Annotated in this window: 17 protein-coding genes and 1 riboswitch; of the genes, 10 read left to right on the top strand and 7 right to left on the bottom strand. The window is 56.7% G+C overall.

What is annotated here, in order from left to right; all coding sequences use genetic code 11:
• The first annotated feature begins 11 nt into the window (after positions 1-11).
• Both metF and katG read left to right on the top strand, forming a co-directional pair.
• On the top strand, positions 12-899 hold the full coding sequence (gene metF, locus L362_RS05190; protein ID WP_008501796.1) for a methylenetetrahydrofolate reductase: 888 nt from the start codon (positions 12-14) through the stop codon (positions 897-899).
• Between the two features lie 147 nt (positions 900-1046).
• Complete coding sequence (gene katG, locus L362_RS05195; protein ID WP_023345107.1) at positions 1047-3227, top strand: catalase/peroxidase HPI; 2181 nt, start codon at positions 1047-1049, stop codon at positions 3225-3227.
• A gap of 91 nt (positions 3228-3318) precedes the next feature.
• Here katG and L362_RS05200 read toward each other — a convergent pair whose 3' ends face one another.
• The 5 genes from L362_RS05200 to argE all read right to left on the bottom strand — a co-directional run bounded on the left by L362_RS05200 (position 3319) and on the right by argE (position 10134).
• Positions 3319-4422, bottom strand: coding sequence for a bifunctional L-1,2-propanediol dehydrogenase/glycerol dehydrogenase (locus L362_RS05200; RefSeq protein WP_008501794.1), 1104 nt, complete (start codon positions 4420-4422; stop codon positions 3319-3321).
• Between the two features lie 12 nt (positions 4423-4434).
• On the bottom strand, positions 4435-5097 hold the full coding sequence (fsa, locus tag L362_RS05205) for a fructose-6-phosphate aldolase (RefSeq protein WP_021242818.1): 663 nt from the start codon (positions 5095-5097) through the stop codon (positions 4435-4437).
• Positions 5098-5225: 128 nt separating this feature from the next.
• The gene (locus L362_RS05210; protein ID WP_023293590.1) at positions 5226-5990 is read right to left on the bottom strand and encodes a helix-turn-helix transcriptional regulator; all 765 of its coding nucleotides are present in this window, start codon (positions 5988-5990) and stop codon (positions 5226-5228) included.
• A gap of 94 nt (positions 5991-6084) precedes the next feature.
• Positions 6085-8736: a phosphoenolpyruvate carboxylase gene (gene ppc, locus L362_RS05215; RefSeq protein ID WP_023345106.1), complete on the bottom strand. Its 2652-nt coding sequence runs from the start codon at positions 8734-8736 to the stop codon at positions 6085-6087.
• Positions 8737-8982: 246 nt separating this feature from the next.
• Positions 8983-10134, bottom strand: coding sequence for an acetylornithine deacetylase (gene argE / locus L362_RS05220; protein WP_008501790.1), 1152 nt, complete (start codon positions 10132-10134; stop codon positions 8983-8985).
• Positions 10135-10222: 88 nt separating this feature from the next.
• Here argE and argC point away from each other — a divergent pair, with 88 nt between their 5' ends.
• From argC to oxyR, 4 genes are all read left to right on the top strand, one after another.
• Positions 10223-11227 carry an N-acetyl-gamma-glutamyl-phosphate reductase gene (gene argC, locus L362_RS05225; RefSeq protein ID WP_023345105.1) on the top strand — a complete coding sequence of 335 codons (1005 nt, stop codon included), beginning with the start codon at positions 10223-10225 and terminating at the stop codon, positions 11225-11227.
• Positions 11228-11233: 6 nt separating this feature from the next.
• Positions 11234-12010 (top strand): acetylglutamate kinase, encoded by a 777-nt coding sequence (gene argB / locus L362_RS05230; RefSeq protein ID WP_086538377.1) that lies wholly within the window; start codon positions 11234-11236, stop codon positions 12008-12010.
• Between the two features lie 105 nt (positions 12011-12115).
• The gene (gene argH / locus L362_RS05235) at positions 12116-13489 is read left to right on the top strand and encodes an argininosuccinate lyase (protein ID WP_023345104.1); all 1374 of its coding nucleotides are present in this window, start codon (positions 12116-12118) and stop codon (positions 13487-13489) included.
• A gap of 289 nt (positions 13490-13778) precedes the next feature.
• Positions 13779-14696 carry a DNA-binding transcriptional regulator OxyR gene (oxyR, locus tag L362_RS05240; RefSeq protein WP_008501786.1) on the top strand — a complete coding sequence of 306 codons (918 nt, stop codon included), beginning with the start codon at positions 13779-13781 and terminating at the stop codon, positions 14694-14696.
• On the opposite strand, the gene sthA is transcribed toward oxyR, so the two are convergent.
• Positions 14679-16079, bottom strand: coding sequence for a Si-specific NAD(P)(+) transhydrogenase (sthA, locus tag L362_RS05245; protein ID WP_008501785.1), 1401 nt, complete (start codon positions 16077-16079; stop codon positions 14679-14681). The genes oxyR and sthA overlap by 18 nt on opposite strands.
• A 196-nt stretch (positions 16080-16275) precedes the next feature.
• On the opposite strand from sthA, the gene fabR reads away from it, so the two are divergent.
• Together fabR and L362_RS05255 are read left to right on the top strand one after the other, a co-directional pair.
• Entirely contained in the window at positions 16276-16914 is a 639-nt protein-coding gene (fabR, locus tag L362_RS05250) for an HTH-type transcriptional repressor FabR (RefSeq protein ID WP_008501784.1), read from the top strand.
• A 9-nt stretch (positions 16915-16923) separates the two neighbouring features.
• Positions 16924-17283: a YijD family membrane protein gene (locus L362_RS05255; protein WP_008501783.1), complete on the top strand. Its 360-nt coding sequence runs from the start codon at positions 16924-16926 to the stop codon at positions 17281-17283.
• A gap of 86 nt (positions 17284-17369) precedes the next feature.
• On the opposite strand, the gene trmA is transcribed toward L362_RS05255, so the two are convergent.
• Positions 17370-18470 carry a tRNA (uridine(54)-C5)-methyltransferase TrmA gene (gene trmA / locus L362_RS05260; RefSeq protein WP_023345103.1) on the bottom strand — a complete coding sequence of 367 codons (1101 nt, stop codon included), beginning with the start codon at positions 18468-18470 and terminating at the stop codon, positions 17370-17372.
• A 104-nt stretch (positions 18471-18574) separates the two neighbouring features.
• A riboswitch (cobalamin riboswitch) is annotated at positions 18575-18751 on the top strand.
• A 65-nt stretch (positions 18752-18816) separates the two neighbouring features.
• Between trmA and btuB the strand changes: the two genes are divergently transcribed.
• Positions 18817-20664 carry a TonB-dependent vitamin B12 receptor BtuB gene (gene btuB, locus L362_RS05265; RefSeq protein WP_023326300.1) on the top strand — a complete coding sequence of 616 codons (1848 nt, stop codon included), beginning with the start codon at positions 18817-18819 and terminating at the stop codon, positions 20662-20664.
• Complete coding sequence (gene murI, locus L362_RS05270; protein WP_023293583.1) at positions 20609-21460, top strand: glutamate racemase; 852 nt, start codon at positions 20609-20611, stop codon at positions 21458-21460. The genes btuB and murI overlap by 56 nt, the downstream gene beginning before the upstream one ends.
• Positions 21461-21794: the final 334 nt, after the last annotated feature.

Here is a 21794-nt window from a genome sequence, read left to right as displayed (position 1 = left end):
AGGGGTAGGGTATGAGCTTTTTTCACGCCAACCAGCGGGAAGCACTGAACCAGAGCCTGGCCGAAGTAAACGGCCAGATTAACGTCTCTTTTGAATTTTTCCCGCCGCGCACCAGTGAAATGGAGCAAACCCTGTGGAGCTCTATCGATCGTCTCAGCAGCCTGAAACCAAAGTTTGTCTCCGTGACCTACGGTGCGAACTCTGGCGAGCGTGACCGTACACACAGCATCATTAAAGGCATCAAAGATCGTACCGGTCTGGAAGCGGCGCCGCACCTCACCTGTATCGACGCTACCCGCGACGAGCTGCGTGCCATCGCCCAGGACTACTGGAATAACGGCATCCGTCATATTGTCGCACTGCGCGGCGACCTCCCGCCCGGCAGCGGCAAGCCAGAGATGTATGCGGCCGACCTGGTTGGGCTGCTGAAAGAGGTGGCAGATTTCGATATCTCCGTGGCTGCTTACCCTGAAGTTCACCCGGAAGCGAAAAGCGCCCAGGCGGATCTGCTTAACCTCAAGCGTAAAGTGGAGGCCGGTGCCAACCGCGCCATTACCCAGTTCTTCTTTGATGTCGAAAGCTACCTGCGCTTCCGTGACCGCTGCGTCTCCGCGGGCATCGACGTTGAAATTATCCCGGGCATTCTGCCGGTCTCTAACTTCAAACAGGCGAAGAAATTCGCCGATATGACCAACGTGCGCATTCCGCTGTGGATGTCCAAAATGTACGAAGGTCTGGATGATGACCCGGAAACCCGCAAGCTGGTGGGGGCCAATATCGCCATGGACATGGTGAAAATCTTAAGCCGTGAAGGGGTGAAAGACTTCCACTTCTACACGCTAAACCGCGCGGAGATGAGCTATGCCATCTGCCATACTCTGGGCGTTCGCCCCGCGTAAAACACCAAAAGCCCTCTTAAATAGAGGGCTTTTTAACAGGGTAAAAAGTTAAAAGGTATCAGCTATCGAATCTGTGGATTAATTCAACTATAACTTATTGCTAGTGGTGTATATCGTAACGGTAACACTGTAAAAGGGAGCATAGCGATGAGCACGTCAGACGAGACCAATAAAGCGGCATCAGTCGGCAAATGCCCGTTCCATCAGGGCGGCGTCGATCACAGCGCGGGCGCAGGTACAGGCAGCCGCGACTGGTGGCCAAAACAACTCCGCATCGATCTTCTTAACCAACATTCCAATCGTTCGAACCCGCTGGGTGAAGACTTCGACTACCGCAAAGAATTCAGCAAGCTTGATTACTCTGCCCTTAAAGGCGACCTCAAAGCACTTTTAACCGACTCTCAACCGTGGTGGCCTGCCGACTGGGGCAGCTATGCGGGCCTGTTTATCCGTATGGCGTGGCACGGTGCGGGTACCTATCGCTCCGTGGACGGGCGCGGTGGGGCAGGACGCGGTCAACAGCGCTTTGCGCCACTGAACTCCTGGCCGGATAACGTAAGCCTGGATAAAGCGCGCCGTCTGCTGTGGCCTATCAAGAAAAAATACGGACAAAAAATCTCCTGGGCCGACCTGTTTATCCTCGCGGGTAACGTGGCGCTGGAGAACTCCGGCTTCCGTACCTTTGGTTTTGGTGCCGGGCGTGAAGACGTCTGGGAACCGGATCTGGACGTGAACTGGGGTGATGAAAAAGCCTGGCTGACCCACCGTGACCCGGAAGCGCTGGCTAAGCGTCCTCTGGCAGCCACCGAAATGGGCCTGATCTACGTGAACCCGGAAGGGCCGAACGCCAGCGGTGAACCGCTGTCAGCGGCGGCAGCGATTCGTGCGACCTTCGGCAACATGGGCATGAACGATGAAGAGACCGTCGCGCTGATTGCAGGCGGCCACACCCTCGGCAAGACTCACGGCGCGGGTGAAGCCACCCACGTGGGTACCGACCCCGAAGCCTCACCGATTGAAGCACAGGGCCTGGGCTGGGCCAGCACGCACGGCACGGGGGTTGGCGCTGATGCCATTACCTCCGGGCTGGAGGTCATCTGGTCACAAACCCCGACCCAGTGGAGCAACTACTTCTTCGAGAACCTGTTCAAATACGAATGGGTACAGACCCGCAGCCCGGCAGGGGCGATTCAGTTTGAAGCCGTGGATGCGCCGGAAATCATGCCCGATCCGTTCGACCCGTCGAAAAAACGCAAGCCTACCATGCTGGTCACCGACCTGACGCTGCGCTTCGACCCGGAATTCGAAAAGATTTCCCGCCGCTTCTTGAACGATCCGCAGGCCTTCAACGAAGCCTTCGCGCGTGCCTGGTTCAAGCTGACCCACCGTGATATGGGGCCAAAATCGCGTTACCTTGGCCCGGAAGTGCCGAAAGAAGATCTGATTTGGCAGGACCCGCTGCCGCAGGCGGTGTTCAATCCGACGAAAGAAGACATTGAAAGCCTGAAGGCGGAAATTGCTGCCTCTGGTCTCTCCGTGAGCGAACTGGTTTCCGTTGCCTGGGCGTCAGCCTCGACCTTCCGCGGTGGCGATAAGCGTGGCGGTGGCAACGGCGCGCGTCTGGCGCTGGCGCCTCAGCGTGACTGGGACGTGAACGCTGCGGCGGTTCGCGCGCTGCCAGCCCTGGAAGCTATCCAGCGCACCACCAACAAAGCCTCTCTGGCCGATATCATCGTGCTGGCGGGCGTGGTAGGCGTTGAGCAGGCCGCAAAAGCGGCAGGTGTGTATGTCACCGTACCGTTCACGCCGGGCCGCGTTGATGCGCGTCAGGATCAGACGGATATCGAGATGTTTAACCTGCTCGAACCGATTGCCGATGGTTTCCGCAACTACCGTGCGCAGGTGGATGTGTCCACCACGGAGTCTCTGCTGATTGATAAAGCCCAACAGCTGACGCTGACTGCGCCAGAACTGACGGTGCTGATCGGCGGCCTGCGCGTACTGGGTGCCAACTTTGATGGCAGCAAGAACGGCGTGTTCACCAACCGTGAGGGCGTGCTGAGCACTGATTTCTTCGTGAACCTGCTGGATATGAACACGCAGTGGAAGGCGACCGATGAGTCCAATGAGCTGTTTGCCGGAAGCGATCGCACCAGCGGTGAAGTGAAATATACCGCCACCCGCGCCGATCTGGTCTTCGGCTCTAACGCCGTCCTGCGCGCGCTGGCCGAGGTTTACGCCAGCGATGATGCGCATGAGAAGTTTGTCCGCGACTTCGTTGCCGCCTGGGCGAAGGTCATGGATCTGGATCGGTTTGACGTGAAGTAGCCAGTGTGCCGGGTGGCGGCTACGCCTTACCCGGCCTGGAAATTAAAGTGCCATGTAGGCCGGGTAAGCGCAGCGCCACCCGGCTTTTTTATTACTCCCACTCCTGCAGGAATCGCTGTCCATACTGGTCTGCCACCAGCAGCGCCGCATACACCTGATCCGGCGTGACGCCCCCCGGCATGTTGTGGATCGTTTCTCCTTCCGCACATGAGGCTTCGGCAATCAGACGCATTTTGGCCGGAATATCCTCTTTGATGTTCAGCTGTGCCAGGGTGATCGGCAGCCCTACGCTGTGGCAAAGCGCCGCGACGGTCTCAATTTCTTCTACCGGCGCGTTTTCCAGCACCAGCTGCGTCAGCGTACCAAACGCCACTTTCTCCCCATGATAGAAGTGATGCGCGTCCGGCACCGCCGTCATGCCGTTATGAATAGCGTGTGCCGCCGCCAGCCCGCCGCTTTCAAAGCCGACGCCGCTGAGATAGGTGTTGGCTTCGATAATGCGTTCCAGCGCAGGCGTCACCACATGCTGTTCCGCCGCCAGCATCGCTTTTTCACCCTCTTCAACCAGCGTGTTGTAGCACAGCTCGGCGAGCGCTAATGCCGCCTGTGTGCATTTACCCCCGGCCATAGTGGTCGCGCCGCTGCGCGAGCAGGCGCGTGCTTCAAACCAGGTCGCCAGCGCGTCGCCAATCCCGGCGGCCAGCAGACGTGCAGGCGCACCTGCTACTACTTTCGTATCCACAATGACCATGTTCGGGTTGTGCGGCAGCATCAGGTAGCGATCGAACTCGCCGCTGTCGGTGTAAATAACGGAAAGGGCGCTGCACGGCGCGTCGGTGGACGCGATAGTCGGCGCAATGGCGACCGGCACGTCCATAAAGTGAGCCAGCGCTTTCGCGGTATCAAGCGTTTTACCGCCACCAATACCCAGTACTGCCAGGCAGTCGGCGCTGTCGGCCAGCTTTTTCAGACGATCGATTTCATTTTGCGAACATTCGCCGCCAAACGGCGCAATTTCGGCATGCAGTTCGGCTTTTTTAAAACTCTGGCGCAGGGTCTCTTCGGCAAAACCCAGCACAAACTTATCGCCGACGACCAGCCAGCGGTTTGCCAGGGGTTTCAGATAGTCGCCGAGACGGGTCAGCACATCCGCGCCCTGGATATATTTCCCCGGCGATTGAATGATACGGTCCATAACAGTTCTCCCTTAGAGGTTGAGGTTACCAAACGCGTTTTTCCAGTCCTGCTCGAACTTCTCTATGGCTGACTCTACCGCCGGCGTACCGAGCATGTGTTGCGCTACGTCTAAGGGAAGCGTGATTGCTTCACATCCTGCCAACAGGCAGTCGAGCGCCTGACGCGGCGTTTTGAAGCTGGCGGCCAGCACTTTACTGTCCGGCGCGTGCAGCTCCAGCAGGGACTGCAGTTCCTGAACCATGCGAATGCCGTCACCGCCCTGCGCGTCGACGCGGTTGACGTACGGCGCGACATATTTCGCCCCTGCGAGTGCGGCGAGCAAGCCCTGCGCCGCGCTGTAAACGGCGGTGCCCAGCGTGGTTATCCCCTCTTTTTTCAAGGCTTTAATTGCGATAAGTCCCTGAGCCGTCACCGGGATTTTCACCACAATGCCCGGAATAGCGTTACTCAGACGTTTGGCTTCCGCCACCATGCCTTCGGCATCGCGGCTCATGGTTTGAGCAAACAGCGTGCCTTCCGGCCCGATGGCTTGTTGCAGGCGCGGCAGCACGTCCCAGATGGATTCACGGCTGGCGGCAATGATGCTCGGGTTGGTGGTGACGCCCGCTATGGGAAAAATGCGCGCCAGGCGTTCAACTTCCGCCACGTTGGCGGTATCCAGGTACAGTTCCATTATTTTTCCTTAAGTCAGAAAGGTTGAATAAAGGATACGGCGCACCCAGGCGCGGCGAATACAGGTCAATTTTGCCAAATACTGGACAAATGTAATGTCCTTGGCGAAGTGAGAGAGCGATCACAATGCTACTTTTTGGCGATCAGCTGGCTGTGGTACTGGCGTCGATATTCGGAAGGGGAACGTTCGGTGTGCTTGCGAAAGAGACGGCAAAAGTAGTTGCTGTCCGTAAATCCACAGCATGTGGCGATATCTTTAATTTTGAGATCGTAGCCTTTCAGCAGCTGACGCGCATGTTCCAGGCGCGTTTTTGTTAAATATTCATTGAATCCGACGCTGCCGACTTTCTGGAATAGATGGGAAAGGTAGTTTGGTGAGATGTAGAACGCCTGTGCCACGGATTCGCGAGTTAACAAAGAGGCATAATTTTCTTCGATATAGCTCCGAACGGCTTCGAACAGTGCCCGGCTGCGGCTGTCGGTGTGAATTTCGCTTCCAAGCAGATCCCGGCAGTGGCTGAGCAGGCTTAAAACCACCAGCCTTGCTGTGTCCTGCTCTTCTGGCTGCATCTGTAATTCGGTGAGCGTTTGCAGAAGAAAAGCCCCCGTTCGCGGACCACGTCGGGCAACCTGGAGTTGTTGTAAGAGCACATTGTCATGCTGTAACTCGATTGTAAGCTGCTGCTTACCGAAATGTATGCTCAGGGCGTGAGGCGCAGGATGCGTAATTTGTCCAAAAAAAGAAAAAATCGCCTCGCAGGGTGTGTCAAGGGTAATGCCGAGGCAGGGAGAGGTTCGGGGATGCTGTTCAGCCAGCGCTGAGAAATGAATCTGACCCAGCGGTAACGTGCGGTTCACCAGGTCTGTCAAAATCTGGGTGATATCGGAATGCATAAGGAGACTACCGAAATTTGCCGGGTGGCGCTAACGCTTACCCGGCCTACTTATCGTAGGCCCGTGCAAGCGCAGCGCCGCCGGGCGTAAAGCATTAGCCGGTGTTACGCATACCCGCCGCAACGCCCGCAATCGTCACCATCAGCGCCTGTTCAACGCGTGGATCCGGCTCTTTCCCTTCTTCTTCTGCCAGACGCGAACGGTGCAGCAGCTCTGCCTGCAGGACGTTCAGCGGGTCGGTGTAGATGTTACGCAGCTGGATAGACTCGGCGATCCACGGCAGGTCCGCCATCAGGTGTGAGTCGTTAGCGATGTCCAGCACCACTTTGATGTCGCCTTCCAGGAGTTCGCGCAGCTCTTTGCCCAGCGCCCACAGCTCTGGCTTCACCAGGCGCTGATCGTAGTATTCCGCCAGCCACAGGTCGGCTTTCGAGAAGACCATCTCCAGCATTCCCAGACGGGTAGAGAAGAACGGCCAGTCGCGGCACATGGTTTCCAGTTCGCTCTGTTTACCGTCTTCCACCACTTTTTGCAGCGCGGCACCGGCACCCAGCCAGGCGGGCAGCATTAAGCGGTTCTGCGTCCAGGCGAAGATCCACGGAATGGCGCGCAGAGATTCTACGCCACCGGTCGGACGACGCTTGGCAGGACGTGAGCCCAGCGGCAGTTTACCCAGCTCCTGCTCAGGCGTGGCTGAACGGAAGTAAGGCACGAAATCTTTGTTTTCACGCACATAGCCGCGGTACAGATCGCAGGAGATGTCTGACAGCTCGTCCATGATGCGGCACCAGGATTCTTTTGGCTCCGGCGGCGGCAGCAGGTTGGCTTCGAGGATCGCGCTGGTATAAAGCGACAGGCTGCTGATGGTCACTTCCGGCAGGCCGTACTTGAAGCGGATCATCTCGCCCTGCTCGGTCACGCGCAGGCCGCCTTTCAGGCTTCCCGGCGGCTGTGACAGCAGTGCCGCGTGTGCTGGCGCGCCACCACGGCCAATTGAGCCACCGCGTCCGTGGAACAGGGTCAGCTCGATACCGGCTTTCTCGCAGGTTTTGATCAGTGCGTCCTGCGCCTGATACTGCGCCCAGGATGCCGCCATTACGCCCGCATCTTTTGCGGAGTCGGAATAGCCGATCATCACCATCTGTTTGCCCTGAATAAAGCCGCGATACCAGTCGATGTTCAGCAGTTGGCTCATCACGTCGTTGGCGTTGTTCAGGTCATCGAGGGTCTCAAACAGCGGGGCGACAGGCAGGGCGTAGTCGATGCCCGCTTCTTTCAGCAGGAGGTGAACGCCCAGCACGTCGGATGGAGTTTTCGCCATGGAGATCACATAGGCGGCGACCGATCCTTTCGGTGCGTCCACGATCGCTTTACAGGTGTTGAGCACTTCGCGGGTATCGTTGCTTGGCTCCCAGTTGCGCGGCAGCAGAGGGCGCTTGGAGTTCAGCTCGCGGATCAGGAACGCCTGTTTGTCGGCTTCGGACCAGCTTTCATAGTCGCCGATGCCGAGATAGCGGGTCAGCTCGCCCAGCGCTTCGGTATGACGGGTACTTTCCTGACGCACGTCGATACGTACCAGCGGCACGCCGAAACACTTCACGCGACGCAGGGTGTCGAGCAGTTCGCCGTTGGCAATGATGCCCATCCCGCAGGCCTGCAGCGATTTATAACAGGCGTACAGCGGCTCCCAAAGCTGTTCGTTCTGGCTCAGCAGCCCTTCTGGTTTTGGCAGACGCTGGCCTTTCAGGCGCGCTTCCAGCCAGGCCTGAGTAGCCATCAGCTGACCACGCAGTTTTTTCATCAGGAAACGGTACGGCTCGCTGGCGCCTTCTTCACCGGCCAGCGCGCGCAGTTCCGGCGTCGCTTCTACCATCGACAGCTCGGAGATCAGTACCTGAATGTCTTTCAGGAACAGATCGGTCGCTTTCCAGCGGCTCAGCAGCAGGACGTGACGGGTGATTTCTGCGGTGACGTTCGGGTTGCCGTCGCGGTCGCCGCCCATCCAGGAGGTAAAGCGGACCGGCACAAAGTCGACCGGCAGACGGTAGCCCAGGTTCGCTTCCAGCTGTTCGTTCAGCTCGCGCAGGTAGTTCGGTACCCCTTCCCACAGGCTGTTTTCCACCACCGCAAAGCCCCATTTAGCTTCGTCGACCGGGCTTGGGCGATGCTTACGAATTTCATCGGTGTGCCAGGACTGAGCAATCAGCTGGCGCAGGCGGCGCATCAGCTGGTTGCGTTCATAGTCGGCAATGTCTTTGTTATCCAGCTGCTTCAGGCAGTTGTTCACTTCCACCATTTTGTGGATCAGGGTGCGACGGGTGATCTCGGTTGGGTGAGCGGTCAGTACCAGCTCCAGCGAAAGTGACTCCACTGCTTTTTTGATAGTGGCTTCGTTGAGGTCTGGCTGGTCTTTCAGTTTACGAAGGGTGCGGGCAATGACTTCCGGGTTGCTGGCCGCTTCGCCGTTTGGCGAAATGCTGTGGTATTGCTCAGCGGTGTTGGCCAGGTTCAGGAACTGGCTGAATGCGCGTGCAACGGGCAGCAGCTCGTCGTTCGAGAGGTTCTGCAAGGTGGTGAGCAGCTCCTGACGACTGGCCTCGTTACCGGCACGGGAGGATTTAGACAGCTTGCGGATGGTTTCAACGCGGTCGAGGATGTTCTCCCCCAACGCATCTTTGATGGTATCTCCAAGCACTTTGCCGAGCATACTGACATTACTACGCAACGCGGAATATTGTTCGTTCATAAAAACCCAGTCACCCCATCATTTTTGTTTATGCCCAGGCGAAAATCTTCTGGACATTATTTTGTCATCTCCCTTTATAAAGCCACGTAAAACCCCCGTCGTCAATTGCTGCGAAAACGGTTCAGCAAACGAATAAATGTGGGCAATTTACGAAATTTAATTCGCATTGCGTCAGATAAGAGATGCTTATGGAAATGTGACGGAGATCGCGGGATTTTCCCCTCTCTTCCGAGAGGGGAAAGGTCATTAATGCCAGCAGAAATGATGTACAACCTGGGTAATCAGTTCGCGGGTGGGCTTGATAAAGCGGGTTTCAAGATATTCATCCGGCTGGTGCGCCTGGTTGATGGAGCCAGGGCCAAGAACCAGCGTCGGGCATAGCGTCTGAATAAACGGCGCTTCGGTGCAGTAATTCACCACGTCAGTTTTTTCACCGAGCAGCTTTTCCACCACTTCGACCAGCTGATGGTCCGGCGGGCATTCGTAACCCGGGATCGGCGGGTGCAGTTCCGAGACCGTCAGGCGGCCCGGCCAGCGCTCACTCACCGGGGCCAGCGCTTCGTTCAGTAAACCATCCAGATCGCTCAGGGTCATGCCCGGCAGCGGTCGGATGTCCATGTGCAGCTCGCAGCAGGCGCAGATACGGTTCGAGGCATCACCGCCGTGCAGGCTGCCGAGATTGAGCGTTGGATACGGCACGGTGAACGCCTCATAGTGGTAACGCTCTTTCAGATCGTCGCGCAGGGTCATGATGCGGCCGATGGCGTCATGCATCAGCTCAATGGCGTTGACGCCGCGCGCCGGATCGCTGGAGTGGCCAGACTGGCCGAGCACGCGCACGGCGGTAGAAATATGGCCTTTATGCGCGCGAATCGGTTGCAGAGACGTCGGCTCGCCGATGATCGCGCAATCCGGACGAATCGACGTGTTTTCTGAGAAGTAGCGCGCGCCCGCCATGCTGGTTTCTTCATCAGCGGTCGCCAGAATGTAGAGCGGTTTTTTCAGCTTCGTCACGTCCACGTCACGCAGCGCGTCGAGGATAAAGGCGAAGAAGCCTTTCATGTCTGCGGTGCCCAGACCGTAGAGCTTGTTGTCGTGCTCGGTCAGGGTGAACGGATCGCGCGTCCAGCGGCCATCGTCAAACGGCACGGTGTCGGTGTGACCGGCCAGCAGCAGGCCGCCCGCACCGGTTCCGGTACTGGCGAGCAGGTTAAATTTGTGGCGAGTGCCGGGGACGGGCTGAACCTCAACGTTAAACCCAAGATCGCTAAACCAACCCGCCAGCAGATTGATTAAAGACTCATTGCTCTGATCCAGCGCTTCTTCCGTTGCGCTGATGGACGGTGTGGCAATCAGGGCGCGGTAGATCTCGATAAATGGCGGTAAGTTCATTTTCATTGTTGACACACCTTAGGTCGTGATAGTATCAATATTCATGCAATAAATGTGAATAAAAATACATTAACGTTGAGCATAAAGGAACCCGATGTTGAATACGCTGATTGTAGGCGCTAGCGGTTATGCGGGCGCAGAGCTTGTAAGCTACGTGAATCGCCATCCACATATGACCATAACCGCTTTGACCGTGTCAGCGCAAAGCAATGATGCAGGAAAGTTAATTTCCGATTTGCATCCGCAGCTTAAGGGGCTGGTCGATCTGCCTTTGCAGCCCATGTCTGACATCAGCGAGTTTATCGACGGCGTCGACGTGGTGTTTTTAGCCACCGCGCACGAGGTCAGCCACGACCTGGCGCCGCAGTTCCTGGCGGCTGGCTGCGTGGTCTTCGACCTCTCCGGCGCGTTCCGCGTTAACGACGGCGCGTTCTACGAAAAATATTACGGTTTCACCCATCAGCATCCGGATCTGCTTGAAAAAGCGGTGTACGGCCTGGCGGAGTGGAGCGCAGATAAACTGAAAGAAGCGGACCTGATTGCCGTTCCGGGCTGCTACCCGACGGCGGCGCAGCTTTCCCTGAAGCCGCTGATCGACGCGGGTCTGCTGGATCTGAACCAGTGGCCGGTGATCAACGCCACCAGCGGCGTGAGCGGTGCAGGACGCAAGGCGGCGATTTCCAACAGCTTCTGCGAAGTGAGCCTTCAGCCGTATGGCGTGTTTAACCACCGTCATCATCCTGAAATCACGACGCATCTGGGCGCGGACGTCATTTTCACTCCGCACCTGGGCAGCTTCCCGCGTGGGATCCTCGAAACCATTACCTGCCGCCTGAAGCCGGGCGTGACCAAAGAGCAGGTGAATGAGGTCTTCACGCAGGCGTATGCGGACAAACCGCTGGTGCGCCTGTACGACAAAGGCGTGCCGGCGCTGAAAAATGTGGTCGGCCTGCCGTTCTGCGACATCGGCTTTGCCGTGCAGGGTGAGCATCTCATCGTGGTGGCCGCAGAAGATAACTTACTGAAAGGCGCTGCCGCTCAGGCAATGCAGTGTGCAAATATTCGTTTCGGTTTCCCGGAAACGCAGGCTCTTATTTAAGGTGTGATGATGAACCCATTAATTATCAAACTCGGTGGTGTACTGCTGGACAGCGAAGAAGCGCTGGAGCGTCTGTTTACCGCGCTGGTGAACTATCGCGAATCACACCAACGTCCGCTGGTGATTGTGCACGGCGGCGGCTGCGTGGTGGATGAACTGATGAAAGGGCTCAACCTGCCGGTGATCAAGAAGAACGGCCTGCGCGTGACGCCTGCGGATCAGATTGACATTATCACCGGTGCGCTGGCGGGTACGGCGAACAAAACCCTGCTGTCCTGGGCGAAGAAACACCACATTGCCTCCGTTGGCCTCTATCTGGGCGATGGCGACAGCGTAAAAGTGACCCAGCTCGACGAAGCGCTCGGTCACGTTGGACTGGCGCAGCCGGGTTCGCCTAAGCTGATTAACACGCTGCTGGAAGGCGGTTTCCTGCCGGTGGTGAGCTCTATCGGCGTGACCGAAGAGGGCGAGCTGATGAACGTTAACGCTGACCAGGCGGCAACTGCACTGGCGGCAACGCTGGGCGCGGACCTGATCCTGCTTTCCGACGTGAGCGGCATTCTGGACGGAAAAGGCCAGCGCATTGCAGAAATGACTGCGGCAAAAGCCGAGCAGCTGATTGCGCAGGGCATTATCACCGACGGCATGATCGTCAAAGTGAACGCCGCGCTGGATGCGGCGCGCACGCTGGGCCGTCCGGTAGATATCGCCTCCTGGCGTCACGCGGAGCAATTGCCGGCGCTGTTTAACGGCACGCCGATTGGCACGCGTATTCTGGCTTAAGATTCTGTGCCGGATGGCGCTTCGCTTATCCGGCCTACGTGAATTTTGTAGGCCCGGTAAGCGCAGCGCCACCGGGCAAAAATATCATCATTAAGGAAATTCGTTATGGCACTTTGGGGTGGGCGTTTTACACAGGCAGCGGATCAGCGGTTCAAACAGTTCAACGACTCTTTGTGCTTCGACTACCGCCTGGCCGAACAGGATATTGTCGGCTCTGTGGCCTGGTCCAAAGCGCTGGTGACCGTTGGCGTACTGACCGCAGACGAACAGCAGCAGCTGGAAGAGGCGCTGAACAACCTGCTGGAAGAAGTGCGTCTGGATCCGCAGCAAATTCTGCAGAGCGATGCTGAAGATATTCACAGCTGGGTGGAAGGCAAACTGATCGACAAGGTCGGCCAGTTGGGTAAAAAGCTGCACACCGGGCGTAGCCGTAACGACCAGGTCGCCACCGACCTGAAGCTGTGGTGTAAAGATACCGTCGCGGAGCTGCTGGCGGCTAACCGTCAGCTGCAGACCGCGCTGGTGGAGACCGCACAGAACAATCAGGACGCGGTGATGCCGGGTTATACCCACCTGCAGCGCGCGCAGCCGGTGACCTTTGCGCACTGGTGTCTGGCCTACGTTGAGATGCTGGCGCGTGACGAAAGCCGTCTGCAGGATACCCTGAAGCGTCTGGACGTCAGCCCGCTGGGCAGCGGCGCGCTGGCGGGTACCGCTTACGAAATCGACCGTGAACAGCTGGCAGGCTGGCTGGGCTTTGCCTCCGCCACCCGTAACAGCCTGGACAGCGTCTCTGACCGTGACCACGTGCTGGAGCTGCTCTCCAATGCGTCTATCGGCATGGTGCACCTGTCGCGCTTTGCTGAAGATCTGATCTTCTTTAACTCCGGCGAAGCGGGCTTCGTTGAGCTGTCCGACCGCGTGACGTCAGGCTCATCCCTGATGCCGCAGAAGAAAAACCCGGACGCGCTGGAGCTGATCCGCGGGAAATGTGGCCGCGTGCAGGGCGCGCTGACCGGCATGATGATGACCCTGAAAGGGCTGCCGCTGGCGTACAACAAAGATATGCAGGAAGACAAAGAAGGGCTGTTCGACGCGCTCGACACCTGGCTCGACTGTCTGCATATGGGCGCGCTGGTGCTGGACGGCATTCAGGTGAAGCGTCCGCGCTGTCAGGAAGCGGCGCAGCAGGGCTATGCGAACGCGACCGAGCTGGCGGATTACCTGGTGGCGAAGGGCGTGCCGTTCCGTGAAGCGCACCATATTGTCGGTGAAGCGGTAGTGGAAGCCATTCGTCAGGGTAAACCGCTGGAAGATCTGGCGCTGGCCGATCTGCAAAAATTCAGCGCGGTTATCGGGGATGATGTGTATCCGATTCTGGCGCTGCAGTCCTGCCTGGATAAGCGTGCGGCGAAAGGCGGCGTGTCGCCTAAGCAGGTGGCGCAGGCCATTGCGGAGGCGAAAAACCGCCTGATTTGATGCCTGAAACGTCGGGTGGCGGCTTCGTCTTACCCGACAAACCCCAGCCCAACCCTGAGTTGGGCTTTTTTACGCAAAAAAAAGCGGACCACGGGGTCCGCAAAAGTTCACGTTGGCTTTAGTTGTTCGAGTTTTGAGAGAAACTCGCTGACGGTGCGGGGACGTCAAGGGTCAAACACGTGCCGCCTCGTCTATGTGGTGTATTATTCAACAGAATGCTTGATAGGGATAATCGTTCGTTGCTATGCTATCTATCGCCATGAACTATCGTGGCGACGGAGGATGAATAATGAATATTCGTGATCTTGAATACCTGGTAGCGTTAGCCGAGCATCGTCACTTTCGCCGCGCGGCAGATTCATGCCACGTCAGCCAGCCCACGCTGAGCGGCCAGATCCGCAAGCTTGAAGACGAGCTGGGCGTGATGCTGCTGGAGCGCACCAGTCGTAAGGTTCTGTTCACACAGGCAGGTCTTCTGCTGGTGGATCAGGCGCGCACCGTGCTGCGCGAGGTCAAAGTGCTCAAGGAAATGGCAAGCCAGCAGGGGGAGGCGATGTCCGGCCCGCTGCATATTGGCCTGATCCCAACCGTTGGCCCGTACCTGCTACCGCACATCATTCCGATGCTGCACCAGACGTTCCCGAAACTCGAAATGTACCTGCACGAAGCGCAGACGCATCAGCTGCTGGCGCAGTTGGACAGCGGCAAGCTCGACTGCGCCATTCTGGCACTGGTAAAAGAGAGTGAGGCCTTTATTGAAGTGCCGTTGTTCGATGAGCCGATGATGCTGGCGATCTATGAAGATCACCCGTGGGCGAACCGCGATCGCGTGCCGATGGCCGATCTGGCGGGTGAAAAGCTGCTGATGCTGGAAGATGGCCACTGCCTGCGCGACCAGGCGATGGGCTTCTGTTTCGAAGCGGGTGCTGATGAAGATACCCACTTCCGCGCAACCAGCCTGGAAACCCTGCGAAATATGGTCGCGGCGGGAAGCGGTATTACGCTGCTGCCTGCGCTGGCGGTGCCGCACGAGCGTAAGCGTGATGGCGTGGTCTACTTGCCGTGCATTAAGCCAGAGCCGCGTCGTACGATTGGCCTGGTTTATCGCCCGGGTTCACCGCTGCGCAGCCGCTATGAGCAGCTGGCAGAGGCCATCCGCGGTGCGATGGATGGCCATTTTGACAGCGCGTTAAAACAGGCGGTTTAAGCCGTTCAGCGCGGCTACCCGATAGGCTTCCGCCATGGTCGGGTAGTTAAAGGTGGTGTTGACGAAGTACTCAATGGTGTTACCACCACCTTTCTGCTCCATGATCGCCTGGCCGATATGAATGATTTCCGCGGCGCGTTCACCAAAGCAGTGAATCCCAAGGATCTCTTTCGTCTCGCGATGGAACAGAATTTTCAGCGTACCCACGCTCATCCCCACGATTTGCGCCCGCGCCAGATGTTTAAACTGCGCACGACCCACCTCGTAAGGCACCTTCATTGACGTCAGCTGCTGCTCGGTTTTGCCGACTGAGCTGATTTCCGGGATGGTGTAGATACCCGTCGGGATATCTTCGATCAGATGCGCCGTCGCTTCGCCCTTCACCAGCGCCTGAGCCGCAATGCGTCCCTGGTCGTAAGCGGCGGAGGCCAGGCTTGGGTAGCCAATCACGTCGCCGACCGCGTAAACGTGCGGCAGGGCGGTCTGATACATGCTGTTGACCTTCAGCTGACCGCGGCTGTCGGTTTCAAGCCCGATATTTTCCAGCTGCAGGGAATCGGTGTTGCCGGTACGGCCGTTGGCGTACAGGAGGCAGTCCGCTTTCAGCTTCTTGCCTGACTTGAGGTGCATGATCACCCCGTCGTCGCAGCCTTCGATCTTCTCGTACTCTTCGTTGTGGCGAATCACCACGCCGCTGTTCCAGAAGTGGTAGGAGAGGGAGTCCGACATCTCCTGATCGAGGAAGGCCAGCAGGCGGTCGCGAGTATTGATCAGGTCAACTTTAACGTCCATTCCGCGGAAGATCGACGCATATTCGCAACCAATGACCCCTGCGCCATAGATAATGACGTGGCGGGGTTCATGGTGCAGGCTCAGAATCGAGTCGCTGTCGTAGACGCGCGGGTGCGAGAAGTCCACGTCGGCCGGATGGTACGGGCGTGAACCGCAGGCAATCACAAATTTTTCAGCGGTGATGGTTTCAACCGACCCGTCGTGGCATTCGAGTGCCAGGGTGTGTTCATCCACAAAATGCGCGTTGCCCTGCAAAATTTCACAGTGGTTACGCTCATAAAACCCCTGACGCATGCGCGTCTGCTGGTTAATGACGGTATCCGCGTGATTCAGGATGTCGGCAAAAGAGGAACGAAGAAGTCGGGAGTGGTCGCTGTAAAGAGGATTCTGGTTAAATTCGATAATGCGGCTAACGGCGTGGCGGAGGGCTTTCGAAGGGATGGTGCCCCAGTGGGTGCAACCGCCGCCGACATTATGGTAGCGCTCAATGACCGCTACTCTGGCTCCCTGTTTCACCAGACCCATAGCAGCGCCTTCGCCGCCGGGGCCGGAACCAATAACTATTGCGTCGTAATCGTAGGAATGTGGCATGGTAAGGCTTACCTGTTCTTATACATAAAAGCAACAGAATCATAACATCATTGCCAGAGTAACCCAATTATCGTTGTGCTTTTTTCCGGCAGTGGAGCACAAACCGCACGTAAACAATCATTCACAAAGCCAGGTAAACAGATTAATTTTATTCTCTGGTATAGTGCCATCAGGCCTTTGGAAGGATTCAACTATCGTGATGGGCGTAAGAGCACAACAAAAAGAGAAAACCCGGCGTTCGCTGGTGGAAGCCGCATTCAGTCAACTGAGTGCTGAGCGAAGTTTTGCCAGTTTGAGCCTGCGCGAGGTTGCACGCGAGGCCGGGATTGCGCCAACGTCCTTCTATCGTCACTTCCGTGATGTGGATGAACTGGGCCTGACCATGGTCGACGAGAGCGGTTTGATGCTGCGCCAGCTGATGCGCCAGGCGCGTCAGCGTATCGCCAAAGGTGGCAGCGTGATCCGTACCTCCGTGTCGACCTTTATGGAATTTATCGGCAACAACCCCAACGCGTTTCGTTTGCTTCTGCGCGAGCGTTCGGGCACGTCGGCGGCGTTTCGTGCCGCCGTCGCGCGTGAAATTCAGCACTTCATCGCGGAACTTGCCGACTATCTTGAACTCGAAAACCATATGCCGCGTGCGTTTACCGAAGCACAGGCCGAGGCGATGGTGACGATTGTGTTCAGCGCAGGTGCCGAAGCGCTGGATGTCAGCATTGAACAACGCAAGCAGCTTGAAGAGCGACTGGTATTGCAGCTCAGGATGATCTCCAAAGGCGCGTACTACTGGTATCGCCGTGAACAAGAGAAACTGGCACATCAAACCGAAGAGTGAAGGTGAGTAATGAAACAGTCAGGTCAGGATAAAGGGACGCTGTTGCTGGCATTGATCGCTGGCTTATCCATTAATGGTACGTTCGCCGCTATTTTTAGCTCCATCGTGCCGTTTTCGATTTTCCCGCTGATTGCGCTGGTGCTGACGGTGTACTGCCTGCATCAACGCTACCTGAACCGCACCATGCCGGTGGGGTTACCGGGGCTGGCCGCCGCCTGCTTTATTCTGGGCGTATTGCTGTACAGCACGGTGGTGCGCGCGGAGTATCCGGATATCGGCTCTAACTTCTTCCCTGCGGTACTGTCTGTTGCGCTGGTGTTCTGGATTGGCTCGCGCATGCGTAGCCGTAAGAGCCAGTTACCGGAGTAGATAAGGGTTTTGTAGGCCGGATAAGCGAAGCGCCATCCGGCTTTTTGGCAGGTGGCGCTTCGCTTACCTGCCCTACAAGGTCTTCATTACTTCGCCGTGAGTAAAACGCCGCACTCCATATGGTGCGTATACGGGAATTGATCGAACAGCGCCAGACGTTCAATCTTGTGCGTCTGGCTTAACGTTTCCAGGTTTTTGCACAGCGTCTCCGGGTTACAGGAGATGTACAAAATACGTGGGTACGCCTGCACCATCTTCTCGGTTTCGCTGTCCAGGCCACTGCGCGGCGGGTCGACAAAAATCGTCTCACACTGGTAGCTCTTCAGATCGATTCCTTCCAGACGGTTAAACTGGCGTACGCCGTTCATTGCCTGCGTGAACTCTTCTGCGGCCATACGAATGATCTGCACGTTGTCGATATGGTTGGCGGCAATGTTGTACTGCGCGGCGGCCACCGACGGTTTGGCGATTTCGGTTGCCAGAACGCGCTCGAAGTTACGCGCCAGTGCCAGCGAGAAGTTGCCGTTACCGCAGTAGAGTTCAAGCAGATCGCCCTTAGACCCTTCCGTCGCCTTCAGCGCCCACTCCAGCATCTGCACGTTCATCGCGGCGTTCGGCTGGGTAAAACTGTTCTCCACCTGACGATAGACCATCTCTTTACCCGCCACCGACAGGCGCTCGTCGACGTAGTCCTGATCCAGCATGATTTTGGTTTTTGTCGCACGGCCAATCAGGTGAACGTTGATGTTCTGCGCACGCAGCGCATCACGCAGGGCTTCGGCCTGCTCGCGCCACTCGTCGTTCAGGGCTTTGTGGTATAGCAGGGAGACAATCGCCTGGTTACTTTGCGTGGTCAGGTAGTCAATCTGGAACAGCTTGTGGCGCAGCACCGGGTTGTTACGCACGCCTTCAACGATCAGCGTCATCAGCTGATTGATAAGCTCGCTCGCTGCCGGGAAGCTGTCCACGCGGATACGGGACTTCGTCTGCTGATCGAAAATGATGTGGTACAGGTCGTCACCGTCGTGCCAGATGCGAAACTCGGCACGCATGCGGTAGTGGCTGACAGGAGAGCGGAACACCTCGGGAACGGGCGCGTTGAAAGGCGTCATCATACTTTGCAGGCGGACAACTTTCTCTGCCAGCTGCGCGTCGTACTGTTCTGTCGGGAGGTGTTCTGGGGTCATGATGCGTCCTGAGTGATAAAGAATTACGCGGCGATTGTAGGGATTGTTCAGGGGATGTCCAGATTTAATGGCCAATAGCTGTCTGGACATCCATACGTGTCTAATTGTAGCATTCTGTTTCCGGTCTCCTGAGAGTGAAAAGGGAATCCAGTGTAAATCTGGAGCTGACGCGCAGCGGTAAAGACTGGCGGGATGAGCGTTGTAGACACTGTGAAAATGGGAAGTCTTCATCCTTATATAGCCACCTAGCCCGAAGACCTGCCGGGATCACGTCGCATTTGGTTTCATCATCGCGTGCTATCGATGAGGCCTGCGGCATCCTTCTTATATTGTGGATGCTTTAACAATGATTAAAAAAGTATCGCTGCTGACGGCGTTGTCCGTCACGGCATTTTCGGGCTGGGCGCAGGATAGCGCAGACTCGTTGGTGGTGACGGCAAATCGTTTTGAACAACCTGAAAAAACTATTCTGGCAGCAACCTCGGTTGTGACGCGTGCCGATATTGACCGTTGGCAGTCAACCTCGGTGCTGGACGTTATGCGTCGCCTGCCCGGCGTGGATACGGCGCAAAGTGGTGGGATGGGGCAACTCTCCTCTCTCTTTATCCGTGGCACCAACTCCAGCCACGTCCTGATCCTTGTTGATGGGATCCGCCTTAACCAGGCGGGCGTCACGGGGTCGTCCGATCTCAGCCAGTTCCCAATCTCCCTGGTGCAGCGAATCGAATATGTTCGTGGACCGCGTTCGGCGGTATACGGCTCAGATGCGATTGGTGGTGTCGTAAACATTATTACTACTCGTGCGAAGGACGGTACCACGCTGAATGCTGGCGTAGGCTCACACGGCTATCAGAATTATGGCGGCAGTACTCAGCAAACACTGGGCGACAGCACGCGCGTCACGCTTGCGGGTGATTACACCTATACCAAAGGGTTTGATGTGGTTGCGGACGGCAACAATGGTGGCCTTGCCCAGACCGATCGCGACGGCTTTATGAATAAAACGCTCTACGGCGCACTGGATCACGCATTCTCAGACCAGTGGAGCGGTTTTGTGCGCGGCTTTGGCTACAGCAACCGTACGGCCTACGACGGCTACTACAGCTCCTTTACCCCTGACGTACTGGTCGATACCCGCCAGCTCTATAGCCAGACCTGGGATGCAGGATTGCGCTTCAACGATGACATCTTCCATTCGCAGCTGCTCACCAGCTATAGCCACAGCAAGGACTATAACTACGACCCAAATTTAGGCCGCTACGATTCGACAGCCACGCTGGATGAAATCAAACAGTACAACGTCCAGTGGCTTAACTCCGTTGATGTTGGCCATGGGAACATTGGCGCGGGCGTTGACTGGCAGAAGCAGAGCACCGAGCCGGGTACAAACTACGTGACCAACGGCTACGACCTGCGTAACACCGGCGTCTACCTGACCGGGCTGCAGCAGTTTGGTGACTTCACCCTGGAAGGGGCGGTTCGCAGCGATGACAACTCTCAGTTCGGTCGTCATGGCACCTGGCAAAGCAGTGCGGCCTGGGAGTTCGTGGAGGGTTACCGTTTCGTTGCTTCTTATGGTACGGCCTATAAGGCACCGAATCTGGGTCAACTCTACGGTTTCTATGGCAATGACCATCTTGATCCAGAAGAGAGCAAGCAGTGGGAAGGTGCGTTTGAAGGCCTGACGGCGGGCGTGAGCTGGCGCGTATCCGGCTACCGTAATGACGTTGATAATCTCATCGACTTCGATAATAACCTTCAGCAATATTACAACGTCGGTAAAGCGCGCATTAAAGGTGTGGAAGCGACAGCATCGTTTGATACGGGTCCGTTGACGCATACTGTTGGCTATGACTACGTGGATGCCCGAAATGCCGCAACCAACGAACTTCTGGATCGTCGTGCTAAGCAGCAGGTGAAATATCAGCTCGACACGCAGATCTATGATTTCGACTGGAGCCTGACTTATCACTATCTCGGTACGCGTTACGACACTGACTTTGGTACTTACCCGTCTGAGAAAGTAAAAATGGGCGGTGTAAGCCTGTGGGATGTCGCAGTTTCGTATCCTGTCACCTCACACCTTACAGTTCGTGGTAAAATAGCCAACCTGTTCGATAAAGATTACGAGACAGTTTATGGCTACCAAACTGCAGGACGGGAATACACCTTGTCTGGCAGCTACACCTTCTAATCCGCGCCCTACCGTGCTGGTGTTTGATTCCGGCGTCGGTGGGCTTTCGGTCTATGATGAGATTCGGCATCTCCTGCCGGATCTCCATTACATCTACGCCTTCGATAACGTCGCTTTCCCGTATGGGGAAAAGAGCGAAGATTTTATTGTCGAGCGCGTGGTGGAAATCGTCACTGCGGTACAACAGCGCTATCCCCTTGCGCTGGCCGTTATCGCGTGTAATACGGCGAGCACCGTTTCTCTTCCCGCCCTGCGTGAAAAATTCCAGTTCCCGGTTGTGGGCGTCGTCCCGGCAATAAAGCCTGCCGCGCGTCTGACGGCGAACGGCATTGTGGGCCTGCTGGCCACGCGAGGTACGGTAAAGCGTCCTTATACCCGCGAGCTGATCGACCGTTTCGCCAACGAATGCCAGATTGCGATGCTCGGTTCGGCTGAGCTGGTAGAGATGGCGGAAGCGAAGCTGCATGGCAAGGCGGTATCACTCGACGAGCTGCGTCGTATTCTTCGTCCGTGGCTGCGGATGCCTGAACCCCCGGATACCGTTGTGTTGGGCTGTACCCACTTCCCGCTACTCCAGGAAGAGCTATTAGAGGTGCTGCCGGAGGGGACACGCCTGGTGGATTCCGGAGCGGCTATTGCCCGTCGTACGGCATGGTTGCTGGAGCATGAAGCCCCGGATGCGAAATCTACTGATGCGAATATCGCGTTTTGTATGGCGTTAACAAAAGAAACTGAACAACTTTTACCCGTTTTACGCCGTTATGGCTTTGAAACGCTCGAAAAACTGGCGCTATAGCACGGTTTTGAGCAAAAAAGAGACGGTTGAAAGTTTTTTTTAAAAGAGGGGTTGTCAACGTCTGAGAACTCCCTATAATGCGCCTCCACTGACACGGAACAACGGCTTACAGGCCGCCGGGTTAGCGGGGTTCAGAGATGAACGCTAACAGAGAAAAGCGAAAATAATCACTTGACTCTGAATGAGGAAATCGTAATATACGGGACCTCGCAACGGTGAGCGAAAGCCGCGTTGCACTGCTCTTTAACAATTTATCAGACAATCTGTGTGGGCACTCAAAGTGACATGGATTCTTAATGTCTTCGGACAATAAATGAATACCAAGTCTCTGAGT

Origin of the sequence: Enterobacter sp. MGH 16 (assembly GCF_000493175.1) — a bacterium.
Lineage (GTDB): Bacteria > Pseudomonadota > Gammaproteobacteria > Enterobacterales > Enterobacteriaceae > Enterobacter > Enterobacter roggenkampii.
The sequence above is the reverse complement of the archived record's forward strand: the minus strand, read 5'-3'. Positions and strand labels throughout refer to the sequence as shown.